The 21,556-nt window shown below is 63.1% G+C and carries 15 protein-coding genes and 1 other RNA gene; 14 read left to right on the top strand and 2 right to left on the bottom strand.

Annotated elements, in window-relative coordinates; genetic code table 11:
* From smc to IFT76_RS01785, 4 genes are all read left to right on the top strand, one after another.
* Nucleotides 1-3,489, top strand: coding sequence for a chromosome segregation protein SMC (gene smc, locus IFT76_RS01800; RefSeq protein ID WP_192057223.1), 3,489 nt, complete (start codon nucleotides 1-3; stop codon nucleotides 3,487-3,489).
* A gap of 192 nt (nucleotides 3,490-3,681) precedes the next feature.
* Nucleotides 3,682-4,605: a cell division protein ZipA gene (gene zipA / locus IFT76_RS01795; RefSeq protein WP_192057222.1), complete on the top strand. Its 924-nt coding sequence runs from the start codon at nucleotides 3,682-3,684 to the stop codon at nucleotides 4,603-4,605.
* Between the two features lie 127 nt (nucleotides 4,606-4,732).
* Nucleotides 4,733-7,075 (top strand): NAD-dependent DNA ligase LigA, encoded by a 2,343-nt coding sequence (gene ligA / locus IFT76_RS01790; RefSeq protein WP_192057221.1) that lies wholly within the window; start codon nucleotides 4,733-4,735, stop codon nucleotides 7,073-7,075.
* Nucleotides 7,076-7,348: 273 nt separating this feature from the next.
* Nucleotides 7,349-8,515, top strand: coding sequence for a zinc-binding metallopeptidase family protein (locus IFT76_RS01785; protein WP_192057220.1), 1,167 nt, complete (start codon nucleotides 7,349-7,351; stop codon nucleotides 8,513-8,515).
* Between the two features lie 314 nt (nucleotides 8,516-8,829).
* Here the strand turns inward: IFT76_RS01785 and IFT76_RS01780 are convergent, their stop codons facing one another.
* A complete protein-coding gene (locus IFT76_RS01780; RefSeq protein ID WP_192054468.1) occupies nucleotides 8,830-9,312 on the bottom strand; it encodes a GNAT family N-acetyltransferase in 483 nt (160 codons plus the stop codon).
* Between the two features lie 225 nt (nucleotides 9,313-9,537).
* Here IFT76_RS01780 and ffs point away from each other — a divergent pair.
* The 6 genes from ffs to IFT76_RS01750 all read left to right on the top strand — a co-directional run bounded on the left by ffs (nucleotide 9,538) and on the right by IFT76_RS01750 (nucleotide 15,664).
* An RNA gene (gene ffs, locus IFT76_RS01775) (signal recognition particle sRNA small type) lies at nucleotides 9,538-9,634 on the top strand.
* Between the two features lie 203 nt (nucleotides 9,635-9,837).
* Nucleotides 9,838-12,180 (top strand): DNA polymerase III subunit gamma/tau, encoded by a 2,343-nt coding sequence (gene dnaX / locus IFT76_RS01770; RefSeq protein ID WP_192057219.1) that lies wholly within the window; start codon nucleotides 9,838-9,840, stop codon nucleotides 12,178-12,180.
* A 75-nt stretch (nucleotides 12,181-12,255) separates the two neighbouring features.
* Nucleotides 12,256-12,582: a YbaB/EbfC family nucleoid-associated protein gene (locus IFT76_RS01765; protein WP_122478410.1), complete on the top strand. Its 327-nt coding sequence runs from the start codon at nucleotides 12,256-12,258 to the stop codon at nucleotides 12,580-12,582.
* A gap of 345 nt (nucleotides 12,583-12,927) precedes the next feature.
* Nucleotides 12,928-13,962 (top strand): NADP-dependent oxidoreductase, encoded by a 1,035-nt coding sequence (locus IFT76_RS01760; protein ID WP_122800126.1) that lies wholly within the window; start codon nucleotides 12,928-12,930, stop codon nucleotides 13,960-13,962.
* Nucleotides 13,963-14,027: 65 nt separating this feature from the next.
* Nucleotides 14,028-14,630 (top strand): recombination mediator RecR, encoded by a 603-nt coding sequence (gene recR, locus IFT76_RS01755; protein ID WP_185793511.1) that lies wholly within the window; start codon nucleotides 14,028-14,030, stop codon nucleotides 14,628-14,630.
* A gap of 155 nt (nucleotides 14,631-14,785) precedes the next feature.
* Nucleotides 14,786-15,664, top strand: coding sequence for a PhzF family phenazine biosynthesis protein (locus IFT76_RS01750; protein ID WP_192057218.1), 879 nt, complete (start codon nucleotides 14,786-14,788; stop codon nucleotides 15,662-15,664).
* Between the two features lie 18 nt (nucleotides 15,665-15,682).
* Here the strand turns inward: IFT76_RS01750 and IFT76_RS01745 are convergent, their stop codons facing one another.
* Nucleotides 15,683-16,012: a YceK/YidQ family lipoprotein gene (locus IFT76_RS01745; RefSeq protein ID WP_122478402.1), complete on the bottom strand. Its 330-nt coding sequence runs from the start codon at nucleotides 16,010-16,012 to the stop codon at nucleotides 15,683-15,685.
* Nucleotides 16,013-16,384: 372 nt separating this feature from the next.
* Here IFT76_RS01745 and rfbB point away from each other — a divergent pair, with 372 nt between their 5' ends.
* The 4 genes from rfbB (at nucleotide 16,385) to IFT76_RS01725 (ending at nucleotide 21,556) form a co-directional block, all read left to right on the top strand.
* Nucleotides 16,385-17,455 carry a dTDP-glucose 4,6-dehydratase gene (rfbB, locus tag IFT76_RS01740; RefSeq protein ID WP_122714224.1) on the top strand — a complete coding sequence of 357 codons (1,071 nt, stop codon included), beginning with the start codon at nucleotides 16,385-16,387 and terminating at the stop codon, nucleotides 17,453-17,455.
* A complete protein-coding gene (gene rfbD / locus IFT76_RS01735; RefSeq protein WP_192057217.1) occupies nucleotides 17,452-18,351 on the top strand; it encodes a dTDP-4-dehydrorhamnose reductase in 900 nt (299 codons plus the stop codon). The genes rfbB and rfbD overlap by 4 nt, the downstream gene beginning before the upstream one ends.
* A gap of 256 nt (nucleotides 18,352-18,607) precedes the next feature.
* Complete coding sequence (locus IFT76_RS01730) at nucleotides 18,608-20,053, top strand: mannose-1-phosphate guanylyltransferase/mannose-6-phosphate isomerase (protein ID WP_122478398.1); 1,446 nt, start codon at nucleotides 18,608-18,610, stop codon at nucleotides 20,051-20,053.
* Nucleotides 20,054-20,194: 141 nt separating this feature from the next.
* Entirely contained in the window at nucleotides 20,195-21,556 is a 1,362-nt protein-coding gene (locus IFT76_RS01725) for a phosphomannomutase (RefSeq protein ID WP_192057216.1), read from the top strand.

Genomic DNA, 21,556 nt, shown 5'->3' with positions numbered 1-21,556 from the left:
ATGCGCCTCAAGTGTATTCGCCTGGCCGGGTTCAAGTCGTTCGTCGACCCGACCACGGTCAACTTCCCCAGCAATATGGCTGCCGTGGTCGGGCCCAACGGTTGCGGCAAGTCCAACATCATCGACGCCGTGCGCTGGGTCATGGGCGAGAGCTCGGCGAAGAACCTGCGCGGCGAGTCGATGACCGACGTCATCTTCAACGGCTCCACCAGCCGCAAGCCGGTCAGCCAGGCCAGCATCGAGCTGGTGTTCGACAACAGCGACAGCACGCTGGTGGGCGAGTACGCGGCCTACGCGGAAATCTCGATCCGGCGCAAGGTCACCCGCGAAAGCCAGAACACCTATTACCTGAACGGCACCAAGTGTCGGCGCCGCGACATCACCGACATCTTTCTCGGCACCGGCCTGGGCCCGCGCAGCTACTCGATCATCGAACAGGGGATGATCTCCAAGCTGATCGAGGCCAAGCCCGAAGACCTGCGCAACTTCATCGAGGAAGCCGCCGGCATCTCCAAGTACAAGGAGCGCCGCCGCGAGACCGAAAGTCGCATTCGCCGTACCCACGAGAACCTGGCGCGCCTGACCGACCTGCGCGAAGAGCTGGAACGCCAGCTCGAACGCCTGCACCGCCAGGCCCAGGCGGCCGAGAAATACCAGCAGTACAAAGCCGAGGAACGCCAGCTCAAGGCGCAGCTGTCGGCCTTGCGTTGGCAAACCCTGAACGAGCAGGTGGGCCAGCGCGAAGCGGTCATCGCCGATCAGGAGGTGGCCTTCGAAGCGCTGGTGGCAGAACAGCGCAACGCCGATGCGGGCATCGAGCGCCTGCGCGATGGCCATCACGAGCTGTCCGAACGCTTCAATACCGTGCAGGCGCGCTTCTATTCCGTGGGCGGTGACATCGCCCGGGTCGAGCAGAACATCCAGCACGGCCAGCAGCGCCTGCGCCAACTGCAGGACGATTTCAAGGAAGCCGAACGCGCTCGCCTGGAAACCGAATCGCACCTGGGCCACGACCAGACCCTGCTGGCGACCCTGGGCGAAGAGCTGGACATGCTCGAGCCGGAGCAGGCGACCAGCAGCGCCGCCGCCGAAGAAGCGGCGGCGGCGCTGGAAGAAGCGGAAACCCGCATGCACGGTTGGCAGGAGCAGTGGGACCGGTTCAACACTGACTCGGCCGAGCCACGGCGCCTGGCCGAAGTTCAGCAGGCGCGCATCGCCCAGCTCGAACTGTCGATGCAGCGCCTGGCCGAGCGGCAGCGGCGGCATAGCGAAGAGCGCGAACTGCTGGCGGCCGACCCGGAAGACGCCGCCATCCTGGAATTGGCTGAACAGCTGGCCAGCAGCGAAATGCTCATCGAAGAGTGGACCGCCGAGGAACGGCAACAGGCCGAACAGCTGGACGCTACCCGTCAGCAACTGCAACAGGCGACCCAGGCCCAGCAACAGGCCCAGGGCGAGCTGCAGCGGCTCAACGGCCGCCTGGCTTCCCTCGAGGCTTTGCAGCAGGCCGCGCTGGATCCGGGCACGGGCACCGCGCAGTGGCTGGATCAACAGGGGCTGGCCGGCCATCCGCGCCTGGCCGAAGGGCTGCGCGTCGAGCCCGGCTGGGAGCTGGCGGTGGAAACCGTGTTGGGCGCCGATCTGCAGGCAGTGCTGGTCGATGATCTGCAAGGCCTCGACCTGGCCGGCTTCGATCAGGGCGAACTGCGCCTGATCAGCGCGGCTGCGGGCGCCGTAGCTTTGCCAGACAGTCTGCTGCACAAGGTCCACAGCCAGGTCGACCTGAGCCCCTGGCTCGCGGGGGTGCGAACGGTCGCCGACCTCGACACCGCGCTGGCCCAGCGCAGCCAACTGGCCGCGGGCGAAAGCCTGGTCAGCCAGGACGGCTATTGGCTGGGTCGGCACTTTCTGCGCGTCAGCCGTGGCAACGACGCCAGCCGCGGAGTTCTGGCCCGCGGGCAGGAGCTGCAGGCCCTGCAGTTGGACGTCGAGTCGCGCGAAGCGACCCTTGCGCAACTGCAGGAACAGCTTGCGGCCTGCCGTGAACAGCAGGGTGCCCAGGAACAGCTGCGCGAACAGCTGCGCCGCCGCATCCAGAATGAAAACCGTCAGCAGGGCGAGCTCAAGGCCACGCTCTCGGCGAGCCGGGCCAGGGCCGAGCAGCTGGCGCTGCGTCGTCGGCGCCTCGACGAAGAACTCGGCGAACTGGCCGAACAGCGCGCCCTGGAACACGAGCAGCTCGGTGAGTCGCGCCTGCAGTTGCAGGACGCGCTCGACGCCATGGCCATCGACACCGAACAGCGCGAACAGCTCATGGCGCAGCGCGACAGCCTGCGCGAAGGCCTGGAGCGCATTCGCCAGGACGCCCGCCAGCACAAGGATCGCGCGCATCAGTTGGCGGTTCGCCTGGGCTCGCTGCGCGCCCAGCACGACTCCACTGGCCAGGCGCTGGAACGCCTGCAATTGCAGGCCGAGCGTTTGGGCGAGAAACGCGAACAATTGAGTTTGAACCTGGAGGAGGGCGAGGCCCCGCTCGAAGAACTGCGCCTGGACCTCGAAGGCCTGCTCGGACAGCGCATGGCCGTCGACGAAGAAATGCGCCACGCGCGGCTGGCACTGGACGATGCCGATCGCGAGCTGCGCGAGGTCGAAAAACGTCGCACCCAGGCCGAGCAGCAGAGCCAGCTGTTGCGCGGCCAGCTGGAACAGCACCGCCTGGAGTGGCAGGGGCTCAGCGTGCGGCGCAAGACTCTGCAGGAGCAGCTGCAGGCCGACGGCTACGACCTGCACGGCGTGCTCGCCACCCTCGACGTGTTGGCCAGCGAGCAGGAGGCCGAGGAAGAACTGCACCGTATCGACGGGCGCATCCAGCGCCTGGGCGCGATCAACCTCGCGGCCATCGACGAATACCAGCAGCAATCCGAGCGCAAGCGCTATCTGGATGCGCAAAACGCCGATCTGGCCGAAGCGCTGGACACCCTGGAAAACGTCATTCGCAAGATCGACAAGGAAACCCGCAGCCGCTTCAAGGACACCTTTGACCAGATCAATGCCGGTTTGCAGGCACTTTTTCCAAAAGTTTTCGGTGGTGGCAGTGCTTATCTGGAACTGACGGGCGAAGATTTACTCGATACAGGGGTGACGATCATGGCGCGTCCGCCCGGCAAGAAGAACAGCACCATTCATTTGCTCTCCGGTGGAGAGAAAGCCTTGACCGCACTGGCCCTGGTTTTCGCTATCTTCAAACTGAATCCGGCGCCGTTCTGCATGCTCGACGAAGTCGATGCACCGTTGGACGACGCCAACGTCGGTCGTTACGCCCGGTTGGTGAAAGAGATGTCGCAGACGGTGCAGTTCATCTATATCACCCACAACAAGATCGCCATGGAGATGGCCGATCAGTTGATGGGGGTGACCATGCACGAACCCGGTTGCTCGCGACTGGTGGCCGTGGACGTGGAAGAGGCATTGGCCATGGTCGAGGCCTGAAAAACCCTTATCATGGCGTTAAAATCGAGCCAAATGCGACAGACGGTGTAAAGTTGTTTCTGGTCGTGCTAGTTTTACCAAAGTCTTGTTTACGCGTGGGAAAACGCCTGTCAGAACATACAGTTGGCGCCACGTCTTAAAGAGGGTTCACACCCTTTATTTTTCAGCATTTTTATAGAGGCACGGGATTACATGGAAATCGGTCTGCGCGAGTGGCTGATCCTCATCGGCATCATTGTCATTGCCGGTATTCTTTTCGACGGCTGGCGCCGGATGCGTGGCGGCAAGGGCAAGCTCAAGTTTCGCCTGGATCGCAACATCAACAACCTTCCCGAGGAAGACACGGGCGCCGAAGTGCTCGGTCCGCCTCGCGTACTCGATGCTCATAAAGAGCCGCAACTGGATGAGCATGACCTGCCGTCCATGAGCGCCCAGCGCGACGGCGGCAACCAGCGCGCCAAGCGCGAGCCGTCGGCCGACCACGCTGATCTCAACCTGGCCGTGGAGCTGGACGAGATCAAGGAGCCCCGCGAGGCCCGGCCGACCAAGCCTGCACGCGAGCCCAAGCCGGCCAAACCGCAGCCTGCGATGAAAGCGGCGCGTGACGCCCACGACGATTTCGCCAGCGAGGGCAAGGGTTTTTCCAGCAGCGGTGCCCCGGCCGTGGAGAAAGACCTGCCACCGGTCGAAGAGGTGCTGGTGATCAGCGTCATCTCGCGCAGCGAGAGCGGCTTCCGCGGCCCTGCGCTGCTGCAGAACATCCTCGAAAGCGGCCTGCGCTTCGGCGAAATGGACATTTTCCATCGTCACGAAAGCATGGCTGGCAATGGCGAAGTGCTGTTCTCCATGGCCAATGCGGTCAAGCCGGGCATCTTCGATCTGGATGATATCGACCATTTCAGTACCCGTGCCGTGAGCTTCTTCCTCGGTCTGCCCGGCCCGCGTCATCCCAAGCAGGCCTTCGACGTGATGGTGGCCGCGGCGCGCAAGCTGGCCCATGAACTGGACGGCGAGTTGAAGGACGACCAGCGCAGCGTATTGACCGCGCAGACCATCGAGCACTACCGCCAGCGCATCGTCGAATTCGAACGCCGCGCCATGACTCACAAGCGGTAAGTCCGATACTGCCGCAGCCCGTGCCCTTGTAGGAGCGGGCAGTGCCCGCGAACGGAGCGCCGCCGAACCCCCAGATCCAACCCAAGAGCAGCCCAGGCTGCTCTTTTGCTTCAAGCGAGAACCGATCATGACCGACGCCACCCGTATCCTCGAACTGCGTGCCGAACTCGACCAGCACAATTACCGTTACCACGTGCTCGACGAACCCAGCATCCCCGACGCCGAATACGACCGTCTGTTCCATGAACTGAAAGCGCTCGAAGCCGCCCATCCCGAGCTGGTCACGCCCGACTCGCCCACGCAGCGCGTCGGCAACGCTGCATTGACCGCGTTCTCCCAGGTGCGCCACGAAATCCCCATGCTCAGCCTGGGCAACGCCTTCGAAGAAGTCGACCTGCGTGAATTCGACCGCCGCGTCACCGAAGGCCTCGACCTGCCCACCGGTGATCTGTTCGGCAGCGGCGCGGCCATCCACTACAGCTGCGAACCCAAGCTCGACGGCCTGGCTGTCTCCCTGCTGTATCAGGACGGCGCCCTGGTTCGCGGCGCCACCCGCGGCGATGGCACCACCGGCGAAGACATCAGTGTCAACGTGCGCACCATCCGCAACATCCCGCTCAAGCTGCACGGCAGTGGCTGGCCACCGGTGCTGGAAGTGCGCGGCGAGGTTTACATGTCCAAGGCCGGCTTCGAGCGGCTCAACGCCAGCCAGATGGAAGTCGGCGGCAAGACCTTCGCCAACCCGCGCAACGCTGCGGCCGGCAGCCTGCGTCAGCTCGACTCGAAGATCACCGCTAGCCGTCCCCTGGAATTCTGCTGCTACGGCATCGGCCAGGTTACCGAAGACATCGCCACCACCCACACCGGCAACCTCGAACAGCTCAAGAAATGGGGCATGCCGATCAGTCGCGAGCTCAAGGTCGCGGAAAACATCGAGCAGTGCCTGGAGTACTACCACGACATCGGCGCCCGCCGAACCCAGCTGCCCTATGAAATCGACGGTGTGGTGTTCAAGGTCAACAGCGTGGCCTCTCAGCGCGAGCTGGGCTTTCGCGCGCGCGAGCCGCGCTGGGCCATTGCCCATAAATTCCCCGCCATGGAAGAGCTCACCGAACTGCTCGACGTGGAATTTCAGGTGGGCCGCACCGGCGCCGTTACACCCGTGGCGCGGCTCAAGCCGGTCAAGGTGGCCGGCGTCACGGTGGCCAACGCTACCCTGCACAACATGGACGAAGTGGCGCGTCTGGGCTTGATGATTGGCGATACCGTGATCATCCGTCGCGCCGGTGACGTCATTCCCCAGGTCATGCAGGTGGTGGTCGAGCGTCGGCCGGACAACGCCCGTGCGGTTCAGGTGCCGGAAACCTGCCCGGTGTGCGGCTCCCATGTCGAGCGAACCCAGCTGGTCAAGCGCAGCAAGGGCAAGCAGACCGTCAGCGAAGGAGCGGTCTATCGCTGTGTCGGGCGATTGGCCTGTGGTGCGCAACTCAAACAGGCGATCATACATTTCGTCTCGCGGCGGGCGATGGACATCGACGGGCTCGGTGAAAAAAGCGTCGAGCAGTTGGTCGACGAAGGCCTGGTCAGTTCGCCCGCCGACCTCTACACGCTGCAGTTCGACGACGTGGTCAAGCTGGACGGCTTCGCCGAGGTGTCCAGCAACAACCTGCTCAAGGCCATCGCCGACAGCAAGCAGCCGAGCCTGGCGCGGTTCATCTATGCCTTGGGTATTCCTGATGTGGGCGAGGAGACTGCCAAGGTGCTGGCGCGCTCCTTGGGCTCGCTGCAGCGCGTCAGCGAAGCGCTGCCGCAGGTGCTGACTTATCTGCCGGACGTCGGCCTGGAAGTGGCCTTCGAGATCCACAGCTTCTTCGAAGATCCGCACAACCGCAGCGTCATCCAGCAATTGCTCGAGCGCGGCCTGCAGTTGCAGGAGGAGGGCGACGTACACCCCGAGTACGCCGCCAGCACCACCCTGGCCGGCATGATCGCCAAGCTGGAGATCAATTCGGTAGGGCCGACTGGCGCCGAGAAGCTGGTGGCCAAGCTGGGCAGCCTGGACCAGATCATCGCCGCCGACGGCATCGACCTGCGCCAGGCGCTCAACGCCCGGCAGGCGGAGGCGGTGCGCGAGTACTTCAAGGAGCCGCGCAACGCCGAGACGGCCAAGGCCGTGGAAGCGCAGTTGCAAACCTTCGGCATGCACTGGGCGAGCGAGAAAAAAGTCGTCGAAGGCCTGCCCCTGGCGGGACAGACCTGGGTACTGACTGGCTCCCTGGAGCAGATGAGCCGCGACGAAGCCAAGCAGAAGCTCGAAGCCCTTGGGGCCAAGGTCTCCGGCTCGGTTTCTGCCAAAACCCACACCGTCGTGGCAGGCCCCGGCGCCGGCTCCAAATTGGCCAAGGCCAGCGAACTGGGCATAAAGGTCCTCGACGAAGAGCAGTTCCTGAAGTTTCTCACCAACATGTAACATCATGACATTACGCACCCCAAGTTTCCCCCAAACTGCGGTGCACCTCAGCAATCAGAGCCCAGGGCCACCCCCCCCCTGTAGCAGCGGCGCAAGCCGCGTCCGGTTCTACCGCGTTCATTCAGACTGGCTGCGGCCACCGTCGACGCGGCTCGCGCCGCTGCTACATGACCTTCTTCAACCTCCCATCCGCATTTCCGCCCAACCTCTGCCGCAAATGAAACCTTTCCCACGCCGGCAAGCTCTAGTCATGGCAGGCCACCGGAGATCGCCATGTATCGTTTTTTCGAACAACTCAGCACCCGAATCACCGCACCATTCGCCAAACCGGAAAACCGTCACAGCAAGGTATGGGAATGCACCTGCGGGCAGTCGATCTTCTTCCGCAACAGCCAGTGCCTGGCATGCAATGCCTTGCTCGGTTTCTGGTCGGCCAAGAACGTGCTGTCCACGCTCGACGCCGGCCCCGAAGCAGGCAGCTGGCGCCTGCATGCCGCCCCCGACGCAGGCCTGTTCCGCCGCTGCGCCAACCTCGATACCCCCGCAGCCTGCAACTGGCTGGTACCGGCAGAGAAGGGGCCCGCAGCCCTGTGCACCGCCTGCAACCTGAACCGGACCATCCCCGACCTGAGCATTCCGGAAAACCCCGAACACTGGCGCAAGGTTGAAACAGCCAAGCGCCGTCTGATCGCGCAACTGATCAACCTCGGCCTGCCGGTCATCGCCAAGACCGAAGACGAAGCCACCGGCCTGGCGTTCGACTTCATCGGCACCGACCTCAATGGCAACGCGCCCACCACTGGCCACGCCAATGGCCTGGTTACCCTGGATATCAAGGAAGCCGACGACGCCCACCGGGAAAAGGTCCGCGTGCAGATGCGCGAACCGTACCGCACGCTGCTCGGACACTTCCGGCACGAAGTAGGGCACTACTACTGGGACCGGCTGATCGCCGACACTCACTGGGTGGCCGACTACCGCCGCCTGTTCGGCGATGAAAGCCAAAGCTACGCCGACGCGCTGCAGCGCCATTACGACCAGGGTGCCCCGGCCGATTGGCAACAGAACTTCGTCAGTGCCTACGCCACCATGCACCCATGGGAAGACTGGGCGGAAACCTGGGCTCACTACCTGCACATGATGGACGCGGTGGACACCGCGTTGGGCTTCGGCATGAGCGCCAAGGAAATGGACCTCGACTACACGCCGTTCCCCTTGGCCACCCTTTACGACCCGGATCACACCAGCGGCCCTGCATTCCTCGCGTTCGTCAACGCCTGGATCGAACTGGCCGGCATGCTCAACGAACTTTCCCGCGCCATGGGCCAGCCCGACTTCTACCCCTTCGTGCTGCCACCGGCCGTGATCGCCAAGCTGCACTTCATCCACGTCGTCGTCCAGGAAGCCGGCGGCCGCGCCGACGACGTCCTGCAGGTGTGACACACCGGCCGATGCCCGCCCCCCCCTGTGGGAGCGGGCTCTGCCCGCGAAGAGGCCCGCACATTCACCGCCTCATCCGAAATGTGCACCGCCCATTCAAACGCCTTCGCGGGCAGAGCCCGCTCCCACAAGTTCCTGCAGCGCCACAATCCCAGGCCTACCCACGAACCCCTGTGGGAGCGGGCTCTGCCCGCGAATAGGCCCGCACATTCACCGCCTGATCCGAAATGTGCACCGCCCATCCATACGCCTTCGCGGGCAGAGCCTGCTCCCACGAAGGCGGGGTAGCGCTGCTGCAAAGAGAGCTGCTGTCTCTAGAGCGCAAGCACGAACCTGCGCTCATAACCAATCCGTCCACGGTACGCTTCACCGCGATCCACCCATCCCAGCGCCTTGTACAACCCAATGCCCGCCACATTGTCAGCATCCACCGACAACTCCAGCTGTTGCACCCCAGGCCACGCACCGCGCGCTGCATCAGGCAGGCCTTCCAGACAAGCCCGCCCCAGCCCACGGCCCTGCATGCGCCGATCCACCTGCAATGCATGCAAGGTCGCCGCCTGCGGATGCGCCCATTCCGGCACGAATCGTCCATGCTTGAGCAGCAGAAATCCTTTCGGCACCTCATCCACCAGCAGCGCGAAACCTTGGATCTCACCATCGGTGCAGCCCAGCAAGGTATACAGCGCCATGTCCACATCCCCGGAATACTGCTTCTGCTCCGGGCGAATCTCGATATCCATCAATTGCTGCAGCTGTGTAGGCGACAAGTCGGGGTAGGGCGTCAGAACATTCATCGCAAGCACCAGGCAGGGGACATGTCGCGACGTTACCAATTCACATCACGGCTGTCGCTTGTCTTGCGCGCAAGCAATCCGCACCTACGCTGTACCGTACAAAGCAGCCCACGCCAAGTCCCTGACAGCCCTACAAATTTTATCTCGCGCAACGGGTTGTAACTTCTGTCAGGACCGGTACAATGGCCCCCGCTCGCTACCAAGCGAGTGTCGTTATGGTGACCCTGCCGGTCCCCCCGCAACGATTACCCGTGAACCTGGTCAGATCCGGAAGGAAGCAGCCACAGCGGGAACATTGTGTGCCGGGGTGTGGCTGGTAGGGTTGCCACCTCTTCCAGAATTCGTCTTCGCACGGATTCATCGCATCACCCATCCCAAACCGATACCCAGGCGAAAACTCGCCATCGCTGATCCTTGCCGATGTTTTTTCAGGCGAACTCAGCAATAGAGCAGGGCACGGATGCAATTTCGGTCCTGCTCCATTAGCATTGGCGGTCTTCCGCTTTCATGTCGCGACGGTTTTCGATGAGTTATCAGGTTCTTGCACGTAAATGGCGTCCGCGCTCGTTCCGCGAAATGGTCGGCCAGACCCATGTGCTCAAGGCATTGATCAATGCGCTGGACAACCAGCGGCTGCATCACGCCTACCTGTTCACCGGCACTCGGGGCGTGGGCAAGACCACCATCGCGCGGATCATCGCCAAGTGCCTCAATTGCGAGACCGGCATCACGTCAACGCCGTGCGGTGAGTGTTCGGTCTGCCGTGAGATCGACGAGGGTCGCTTCGTCGATCTGATCGAGATCGATGCCGCCAGCCGCACCAAGGTCGAAGACACCCGCGAGCTGCTCGACAACGTGCAGTACGCACCCAGCCGTGGGCGCTTCAAGGTTTACCTGATCGACGAAGTGCACATGCTGTCCACGCACTCGTTCAACGCGTTGCTGAAGACGCTGGAAGAGCCGCCGCCCTACGTCAAATTCATTCTGGCCACCACCGATCCGCAGAAATTGCCGGCGACCATTCTGTCGCGCTGCCTGCAGTTCTCTTTGAAGAACATGACGCCGGAGCGGGTGGTCGAGCACTTGAGCCATGTGCTGGGTGTCGAGAACGTACCCTTCGAGGACGACGCGCTGTGGTTGCTCGGCCGCGCCGCCGATGGCTCCATGCGCGACGCCATGAGCCTGACCGACCAGGCCATTGCCTTTGGCGAAGGCAAGGTGCTGGCAGCCGATGTTCGGGCGATGCTGGGTACACTGGACCACGGTCAGGTTTACGGCGTGTTGGAGGCATTGCTCGAAGGTGACGCCCGCGGTGTGCTCGAGGCCGTCCGCCATCTGGCGGAGCAGGGGCCGGACTGGAATGGCGTGCTGGCTGAAATTCTCAACGTGCTGCACCGCGTGGCCATCGCCCAGGCGCTGCCCGAGGCGGTAGACAATGGCCAGGGTGATCGCGAACGGGTGCTGGCGCTGGCACAGGCGCTGCCGGCCGAAGATGTGCAGTTCTATTATCAGATGGGCTTGATCGGCCGTCGCGACCTGCCACTGGCCCCGGAGCTGCGTGGCGGTTTCGAGATGGTGCTGCTGCGCATGCTCGCGTTCCGCCCCGCAGGCAGCAGCGATGGGCCCAGTCAACCGCTAAAGACAGTGGGGATCAGCGCGGCCACAGTTGATTCCACCCACTCCGTGGCAGCTCCAACCCCCGTAGGAGCCGTCACCGGCCGCGAAGGCCCCACTGCAGATACCCAGACAGACCGCGTCGCGCCGTTCGCGGCCACGGACCGCTCCTACGAGGTGCCCGCCCCCTCGAATCCCCCCGTAGGAGCGGTCACCGGCCGCGAAGGCCCCACTGCAGATACCCAGACAGACCGCGTCGCGCCGTTCGCGGCCACGGACCGCTCCTACGAGATGCCCGCACCCTCGAATCCCCCCGTAGGAGCGGTCAGCGGCCGCGAAGGCCCTGTTGCGGATACCCAGGCAGACCGCGTCGCGCCGTTCGCGGCCACGGACCGCTCCTACGAGATGCCCGCACCCTCGAATCCCCCCGTAGGAGCGGTCAGCGGCCGCGAAGAATCCCCCGCGCATTCCCAGGCAGCCCCTGATCCCGTTATCGATCTGCCCTGGAACGACCCGGTAGAGCCCGCAGCTGCGCCCACCCAGGAACCGATCCTGGATGTCGTCGCCGAGCAGCCCGCATTGACTCCAATGCCGGCGCCCACGCCTGCCAGTGCTGTGCCGGACGCCCCGGAAACCCAGACAGCCTCGCCTGCCGACGATGCCGAGCCCGCCGATTACACACCAGCCGGCATGGACCGCGACGACGAGCCGCCGCTGGACGAAGATTACTACGCCCCGGAAACCGACGGCGCCGCCTACAGCTACCTCGACGAGCTGGCCAGTGAAACCGTCCACGACACGCCTGTCGAAACCGAGCCCGAAGTGCTGCCCGCCGCGCAGCCAGCGAGCGGGCTGGCTTTGCAATGGCTCGAGCTGTTTCCGAAACTGCCGATCTCGGGGATGACTGGCAGCATCGCCGCCAACTGTACCTTGATCGCCGTGGAGGGCGACGACTGGCTGCTGCACCTGGACCCGGCGCACAGCGCGCTGTTCAACAGCACCCAGCAGCGCCGCCTGAACGATGCGCTGAACCAGTATCATCAGCGCACGCTCAATCTGACCATCGAGCTGATCCGCCCGGAACAGGAAACCCCGGCGCAGGCCGCCGCGCGCTGGCGTGCGAATCGCCAGGCCGATGCCGAACAGTCGATTCAACAAGACCCGTACGTTCAACAAATGCTGCAACAGTTCGGTGCCATCATTCGCGACGATACGATTGAACCAGTCGAGGCGGTGGCCGGCCCAACGCGTTAAGTGCTCTTACCCAAGCCCGCGCAGGACGCCTTCGGCACTGCGCGGTCATACCCATTGACCTTTGAGGTGAACCCCATGATGAAAGGTGGCATGGCCGGCCTGATGAAGCAGGCCCAGCAGATGCAGGAAAAAATGGCCGAGATGCAGGAAGAGTTGGCCAAGGCGGAAGTGACCGGCCAATCGGGCGCAGGCCTGGTGAGCGTGGTAATGACCGGTCGTCACGACGTCAAGCGCGTGAGCCTGGACGACAGCCTGATGCAGGAAGACAAGGACGTGCTCGAGGATCTGATTGCCGCCGCCGTCAACGACGCCGTGCGCAAGATCGAAGCCAACAGCAAGGACAAGATGTCCGGCATGACCTCGGGGATGCAACTGCCGCCCGGCTTCAAGATGCCGTTCTGACCCAAAAATGCCAGGCCCGCAGCCTGGCATTTTTGTATCTGAGTGACCCAAGTGCCCCCTTCGCGGCCACAGACCGCTCCTACAGGGTACGCGCGCAATCCAATCCCCCCCGTAGGAGCGGTCATCGGCCGCGAAAGCTACACTGCGGTCTACCAGACACATCGTGTGCCCCCTTCGCGGCCACAGACCGCTCCTACAGGATACGCGCGTAATCCAATCCCCCCGTAGGAGCGGTCATCGGCCGCGAAAGCCAAGCCGCCGGCTGTTTGCCAAGCACCCAGTTGAACATCCCGCCACCCCATGCTGTCCTTTTCCTATAGCCACTTGCTGAAGGAATACCCCGCAATGTCCCAAGACCTGACCCTCAACCAGCGCTTCGTTCTCGCTTCCCGTCCAACCGGGGCGCCGACGCCGGAGAATTTCCGTCTGGAGCGCGAAGCCTTGCCGGATCTTGAAGACGGGCAAGTCCTGCTGCGCACCCTGTACCTGTCCCTGGACCCCTACATGCGCGGCCGCATGAGCGACGCACCGTCCTACGCCGCACCGGTCGAAATCGACGAGGTCATGACCGGCGGCACTGTCAGCCGCGTAGAAACTTCCAAGCACCCCAAGTTCCGCGAAGGTGACCTGGTCGTCGGCATGACCGGCTGGCAGACCCACTGCATCTCCGACGGCAGCAATCTCACGCCGCTGCCCGCCGGCATCCCCAGCCCCTCCATGGCACTCGGCGTTCTGGGCATGCCCGGCATGACCGCCTACATGGGCCTGACCCACATTGGCCAGCCCAAGGAAGGCGAAACCCTGGTCGTCGCAGCCGCCTCCGGCGCAGTAGGATCGGTAGTGGGGCAGGTGGGCAAGATCAAAGGCCTCAAAGTCGTCGGCATTGCCGGCGGGCCGGAAAAATGCCGCTACGTCGTTGAAGAGCTGGGCTTCGATGCCTGTGTCGACCACAAAAGCGAAACCTTCGCCGACGACCTGGCCAAAGCCTGCGACCAGGGCATCGACATCTACTTCGAAAACGTTGGCGGCAAAGTCTTCGACGCCGTCATGCCGTTGCTCAATGCTCGCGCGCGCATTCCGGTGTGCGGCCTGATCGCCGGCTACAACGCCACCGACCTGCCAGAAGGTCCGGACCGCTTCGCGCTGTTGCCGCGCACCCTGCTCACCAAGCGCATCCGCATGCAGGGCTTCATCGTGTTCGACGACTTTGGCGATCGCCATGCAGAATTCTTCTCTGCCATGGTGCCGTGGGTTCGTGACGGCAAGATCAAGTTCCGCGAGGACGTGGTCGACGGTTTGGAGCGAGCGCCGGAGGCATTCATTGGCCTGCTGCAAGGGCATAACTTCGGCAAGCTGGTGGTCAAGGTTTCCGACGCCTGAGCATTTGACGTGACTCGGAGGCGCGGGTATAAACCGCGTCTCGTCGTTACGTCAGGCCGCCTTCCATGAGCTTCAGCCCACTGATCCGTCAACTGATCGACAGCCTGCGCACCTTGCCCGGCGTTGGCCAGAAATCCGCCCAGCGCATGGCCCTGCAGCTGCTCGAACGCGACCGCAGCGGCGGTAGTCGGCTGGCCCAGGCGTTGAGCCAGGCCATGGAAGGCGTAGGCCATTGCCGCCAGTGCCGCACCCTCACCGAAGAAGAACTTTGCCCGCAATGCGGTGATCCACGTCGCGACGATACGCTGCTGTGCGTGGTGGAAGGGCCGATGGACGTCTATGCTGTTGAGCAGACCGGCTACCGCGGCCGCTACTTCGTGCTCAAGGGGCACCTGTCGCCCCTCGACGGTCTGGGCCCGGAGGCGATCGGCATCCCGCAACTGATGAGCCGTATAGACGAGCAGGGCACCTTCGCCGAAGTCATCCTGGCGACCAACCCGACTGTCGAAGGCGAAGCCACTGCTCATTACATCGCTCAGCTGTTGGCAAAGAAAGGCCTGGTGGCTTCGCGCATCGCCCACGGTGTGCCCTTGGGCGGCGAGTTGGAACTGGTCGACGGCGGCACCTTGGCCCATTCCTTCGCCGGCCGCAGACCCATCACCCTCTAACCAACCCACACCCTGTAGCAGCGGCGCAAGCCGCGTCGGCGGTACACACGGTAGGTCGGAAAAATCACGGTGCTGCCGGACGCGGCTCGCGCCGCTGCTACAGAAAACATGCGAACCTGTGCTACGTCTCCACACCTCCATTTCCAGGGCCGACCATGCACCGTCTAGCGTTCAAGCAAGTCGATGTCTTCACCACCCAGCGCTTCAAGGGCAATCCGCTGGCGGTCATCCTGCAGGCCGAAAGCCTGACGCGCGAACAGATGCAAGAAATCGCCCACTGGAACAACCTCTCCGAAACCACCTTCGTGCTGCCCGCCACTCGCCCTGAAGCGGACTACCGCGTACGCATCTTTACCCCGAACTCCGAGCTACCCTTCGCCGGCCACGCCACCCTCGGCAGCGCCCACGCCCTGATGGAAGCCGGCCTGATCGAGCCGCGCAACGGCCGTCTGGTGCAGGAGTGTGCATTGGGTCTGATCGACCTTGATGTGGTCCGCCAGCCGGATGGCTCGCAGCTGATTACCTTCGAATTGCCGCCCGCAACGATCCAGCCGGTCAACGACAGTGATCATCGCGAGCTGCAGGCCGTACTGGGGGTAAGCGTGGTGCGCGACCGCAGGCCGTGCTTCGTGACCGTTGGCCCGCGCTGGCTGGTGGTGCAACTGCGCGACGCACAAACCGTGCTGGCGGTCATTCCTGACCTGGCGCGCATGGCCATCAACGACCACCGCACCAGCACCACTGGCGTGGTGATCTTCGGCCCGCACCCCGAAGGCAGCAACGAGCACATAGAAGTCCGCACCTTCGCGCCCACCTGCGGCATCACAGAAGATGCAGCCTGCGGCAGCGGCGGCGGGGCGGTCGCCGCGTTCATTCGTGCCACCGGGCAGACCGCCTCGCTGGGCTCCCAGCTGCGAGTCGCCCAGGGCGCTGCGTTGGGTCGCGCTGGCAAGATGCAGCTGTCGATCACCGACCAGTCGATCAAGGTCACCGGTGCCTCTGTGACCTGCCTCGACGGCTTCCTCAATCCCTAGGCTTCCCCAGGGCCGCGGTCAGCGACCCACCACCTCGATGCCGCCATCGTTGTGTTGCCGATACAGCGTATAGGGCAGCATCAGCGTGTCGAGGATTGCCGAGACGCCGATGTCCAGCGCGACGAAACTCATCTGCGGTCCGCTGCGCGAGTGGCCGGGCTTGGGCGCCTGGCCATGCAGCAGGCAGAAGTCATAGACCACGCCGCTGTACACCCGAGGTACAGCGCCGCAGAACGACTCGGCTTCCTTCAAGTTGTCGCTGGTCACCACATCATCGCGAAACACCGTATTGATCGTGCCGCAACCCGCCAGCAGTCCCGCGACAACGACGCCTATCAACGCTTTCATTCCTGCCACTCCTTGTGTGAGATCGGCACTATAACCGTTTCCATCAACTGGTTTCGCCAGGGTCGTGTTGCGCCTTTCGTCAGATGAAGGGAACTGTCATATACGAAAAGACGAAATGCGTTGTCCATTGCCTCGCAAATCGAACAGGCCCGGTATCCGGACGCCAGATGTGAACGATCGGTTACCTCTCGTAACAACTTTTTTGGCAGTGTGTTCAACCGGTGTTACAAACCTCGCTGTCGGCCCGTATGTGCCGTGGGGACAGGCCTTGGGTGGTTTGGTATCATCCGGCCTTTGAAAATCATGCATGCGTCAGACGCGCCCTGAATCGATCCAGCGCGTCTCATTTTTAACTTGATGGTGTTGTTTAACGTGAAAATCCTCGTAACCGGTGGTGCAGGCTTCATTGGCTCGGCAGTCATTCGCCATATCCTGGCAAATACCGACGACGCCGTGGTCAATGTCGACAAATTGACCTACGCCGGTAATCTGGATTCGCTCATGGGCAGCGAGCGCACGCCGCGTTACGCCTTCGAGCACGTCGACATCTGCGACCGCGCGCAAATGGATCGAGTGTTCGCCGAGCACCGGCCGGATCTGGTCATGCACCTGGCTGCCGAATCCCATGTCGATCGCTCGATCACCGGGCCTGCCGCGTTCGTCGAAACCAACGTGATCGGTACCTACACCTTGCTCGAAGCCGCGCGCCAATACTGGTCGCAACTCGACGCCGAGCCCCAGGCCGCCTTCCGCTTCCACCACATCTCCACGGATGAAGTGTATGGCGACCTCGAAGGCCCTGAAGACCTGTTCACCGAAACCACGCCTTACCAGCCCAGCTCGCCGTATTCAGCGAGCAAGGCCAGCTCCGATCACCTGGTCCGCGCCTGGCAGCGCACCTACGGGCTGCCGACGTTGATCACCAACTGTTCGAACAACTATGGGCCGTGCCATTTCCCGGAAAAACTCATTCCGTTGATCATCCTCAATGCCCTGGAAGGCAAGGCTTTGCCCATTTATGGCAAAGGTAATCAAATTCGCGACTGGCTTTATGTCGAAGACCATGCACGTGCGCTGTATCAAGTGGTGACCGAAGGTGAGGTAGGGGAGACCTACAATATCGGCGGCCACAACGAGAAACAGAACATCGAAGTCGTGCACACGGTCTGCGCCTTGCTCGACGAGCTCTGCCCGCAGTCACCCCATCGTCCTCATGCGCATTTGATCACCCACGTACAAGATCGCCCCGGCCATGACGTTCGCTACGCCATCGACGCCAGCAAGATCCAGCGCGAGCTGGGCTGGACGCCGGTAGAAACGTTCGAGTCCGGTATTCGCAAGACCGTGCAGTGGTATCTGGATAATCCCGAATGGGTCAACCGCGTGAAGAGCGGCGCCTACCAGCAATGGATCGATACGAATTATCAAGGGCGTGAACTGTGAAAATATTGCTCCTGGGCAAGAACGGTCAGGTGGGTTGGGAGCTGCAGCGTGCCTTGGCGCCGCTGGGCAAGGTAGTCGCGCTGGGCAGGAACATCGATGAAGCCGGTCTCTGCGGAGACCTGGCATCGCTTCAAGGGCTGGCCGAAACGGTGCGGCGCATCGCGCCGAACGTTATCGTCAACGCTGCCGCCTATACCGCCGTGGACAAGGCCGAGAGCGAAAAGGACACCGCCGACCTGATCAATCACCGGGCCAGCGCCGTGCTCGCCCGTGAAGCGCTCGATCTGGACGCCTGGCTGGTGCACTACTCCACCGACTACGTGTTCGATGGCACGGGCGAGAAGCCCTGGCAGGAGAGCGACACCACGGTCCCCGTCAACTACTACGGCGCGAGCAAGCTGGCCGGCGAAGAAGCCATTCGCGAGTCCGGCTGCAAGCACCTGATTTTCCGCACCAGCTGGGTCTACGCAGCCCGTGGCAACAATTTTGCCAAGACCATGCTGCGTCTGGCCAAGGACCGCAAGAGCCTGAGCGTCATCAGCGATCAGATCGGCGCACCCACCGGCGCCGAGCTGCTGGCCGACGTCGTCGCCCATGCCATTCCCATGGCCGTGGCGAACCCTGACCTGGCCGGCACCTACCACCTCGCCGCCACGGGCGAAACGTCCTGGCACGCCTTTGCCAAGCTGGTCATCGAAAACGCCCGCCGCCAAGGCACCAAGCTGGCCGTGGAAACGGTCGAGGCCATTCCCACCAGTGCCTACCCGACACCCGCCCTGCGCCCGCTGAATTCTCGCCTGGACACCACCAAACTGACCGAGCGTTTCGGCCTGACGCTGCCGCATTGGGAAGTGGGCGTGAAGCGAATGCTGGCCGAGATCAGCACCAAGCAATGATCGCTGAACTACTGGGCCAGGCCGGGTGTCCAAGCGCGAACGATTTGCGCTTGGCCCCGGGTTTCCTGATATTCTAGCCGCCACTTCCTTGACTCATCAGCAGCGAGCGGCTTCAGGGTTTGACGTATATGTTGTCTGCGGCGCAGGGAGCCGCCAGATCTTCGATGCGCAGCGGTGGTTTCCACCCCATGTACAGCTGGTCTACAGATCGATTTTCACAGTGCCGCTACACCGGCAAACAAAGGATCCAATACGCATGAACCTGATCCCCGTTATTCTTTCCGGCGGCGTTGGCAGCCGGTTGTGGCCCGTTTCGCGCGAGGCCCATCCCAAGCCATTCATGGCACTGCCTGACGGCCAGAACCTGATCCAGAAGACCTTCCTGCGCGCCTCTAAGCTCGAGGGCGTGTCCGAAGTGCTGACCGTCACCAACCGCGAACTGCTGTTCAAGACCGAAGACGAATACCGCACCGTCAACAAGACCGGCCACGCCCAGGGCTTCATCCTCGAGCCGTTCGGCCGCAACACCGCCGCCGCCGTCGCCATGGCCGCGCTGCAGCTCAATGACTCCCACGGTCCCGACGCCCACATGCTGGTGCTAGCGGCCGACCACCTGATCCAGAACGAAGCCGCGTTCTCCGCCGCCGTCGCCAAAGCCGTCAAGCTGTCGGCCGAAGGCTGGCTGGTCACGTTCGGCATTCAGCCGCAGTACCCTGAAACCGGCTTTGGCTACATCGAGGCCGGCGTCGGCACCGGCCTGGAAGGTACCCTGAAAGTCGCCCGCTTCGTCGAGAAGCCAGACCTGGAAACCGCCAAGGGCTACGTTGCCGCCGGCAACTACTTCTGGAACTCAGGCATGTTCTGCTTCCAGGTCCGCAGCGTCCTCGAAGAACTGAAGAAACACGCGCCGGACGTTCTTGCCGCCGCCGTTGCCGTCAAGGAAGCCTCGCGCCTGACCGAAGCACCGAACTACCGCTGCCTGGCACTGGACGCCGACGCGTTCGCCCAGGTCCCGGATATTTCGGTCGACTACGCCCTGATGGAGCGCTCGGACAAAGTCGCCACCGTGCCGTGCGACATCGGCTGGAGCGACATCGGTTCGTGGAACGCCGTCAGTGAACTGACCGGCGCCGACGAAAATGGCAACCGTTTCGAAGGCGAAGTGCTCTCGCACAATGCCCGCAACAACTTCGTCCACAGCGAAGACCGCCTGACCGCACTGGTTGGCGTCGAAGACCTGCTGGTCATCGACACCCCGGATGCCTTGATGATCAGCCACAAGGATCACGGCCAGGACGTCAAGCACATCGTCGGCCAGCTCAAGGCCAGCGGCCACCACCTGCACAAGCTGCACCGCACCGTGCACCGCCCATGGGGCACCTACACCACCCTGGAAGAGGGTGAGCGCTTCAAGATCAAGCGCATCGTGGTCAAGCCCCAGGCGTCGCTGTCGCTGCAGATGCACCATCACCGCAGCGAACACTGGATCGTCGTCAGCGGCATGGCCGTGGTGGTCAACGATGATCGCGAGCTGATGCTCAACACTAACGAGTCGACCTTCATTCGTGCCGGCCACCAGCATCGCCTGAAGAACCCGGGCGTGATCGACCTGGTGCTGATCGAAGTGCAAAGCGGCGACTACCTCGGTGAGGACGACATCGTCCGTTTCGAAGACGTCTACGGCCGCGTTGACAAGGCCTGACCGATAAACCCCGCTTCGGCCTCTGCGCGTGCCTCCAATGCATGCGCAGGGGCCGAACTGCGCTGGTCGTTCGTCAGCGACCGTCCAATCTACCGACGTCCGCGCTCATCGCGCGTCGGCCACATAGAGCGAGCGATTGCCATGTATCCCCCTCTCCAGACCCGTTGCTTCAAGGCCTACGACATTCGTGGCCAAGTCCCTGCCGACCTCAATGACGACATCGCCTACCGTATCGGTCGCGCGCTGGTGTCCGAACTGCACGGCAAAGCCTATGTCGTCGGGCGCGACATGCGCCTGGAAAGCCCAGGCCTGGCCGCGGCTCTCATCAAGGGCCTGACCGAGGCCGGCGCCGACGTGCTCGACCTGGGCCTGTGCGGCACCGAAGAAGTCTACTTCGCCACCAGCCACCTCAAGGCCGATGGCGGCATCATGATCACCGCCAGCCATAACCCCAAGGGTTACAACGGCATGAAACTGGTGCGCGAGCACTCCAAGCCGATCAGCGGCGACACCGGCCTCGACGCCATTCGTGCCCGCGTTGAAGCCGGCAACTTCGACGACAAGGCCGCCACCACTGGCCACGTGCGCGAAGTGTTCGACAAGAGTGCCTACATCGAGCACCTGCTGACCTACATCGACGTCAAGTCGCTCAAGCCCCTCAAGGTGCTGGCCGACCCCGGCAACGGCGCCGTCGGCCCGACCATCGAACTGCTCAAGGCCAAGCTGCCGCTTGAACTGATCGTCATCAACGGCGAACCAGACGGCAACTTCCCCAACGGCGTGCCCAACCCGCTGCTGCCGGAAAACCGCGAGCTGACCCGCAAGGCCCTGCTGGAAAACGGCGCCGACATGGGTATCGCCTGGGACGGCGACTTCGACCGCTGCTTCTTCTTCGACGACAAGGGCCGCTTCATCGAGGGCTACTACCTGGTTGGCCTGCTGGCTGAAATGCTGCTGAAGAAACACCCCGGCAGCAAGATCATCCACGACCCGCGCCTGACCTGGAACACCATCGAACAGGTCGAAGCCGCCGGTGGCGTCGCCATCCAGAGCAAGACCGGCCACGCCTTCATCAAGGAGCGCATGCGCGCCGAAGACGCCGTCTACGGCGGCGAAATGAGCGCTCACCACTATTTCCGCGACTTCGCCTACTGCGACAGCGGCAATATCCCGTGGCTGCTAGTGGCCGAGCTGATGAGCGTCACCGGCAAGACCCTGGCCCAACTGGTGGACGAACGCATCCAGGCGTTCCCGTGCAGCGGCGAGATCAACTACGAAGTCGCCGACGTCAAAGGCTCGATCGAGAAGATCCTCGCGTTCTACACCGCACAGAACCCCAACGTCGACCGCACCGACGGCATCAGCGTCGAGTTCGCCGACTGGCGCTTCAGCCTGCGAGGCTCGAACACCGAGCCACTGCTGCGCCTGAACGTGGAAAGCCGCGGCAGCGAAGAATTGGTGGCTCAGCGTGTTGCTGAGATAGAGCGTTTGATCAAAGGATAA

The sequence above is a fragment of the Pseudomonas sp. CFBP 13727 genome (assembly GCF_014841915.1).
Lineage (GTDB): Bacteria > Pseudomonadota > Gammaproteobacteria > Pseudomonadales > Pseudomonadaceae > Aquipseudomonas > Aquipseudomonas baltica.
The sequence above is the reverse complement of the archived record's forward strand: the minus strand, read 5'-3'. Positions and strand labels throughout refer to the sequence as shown.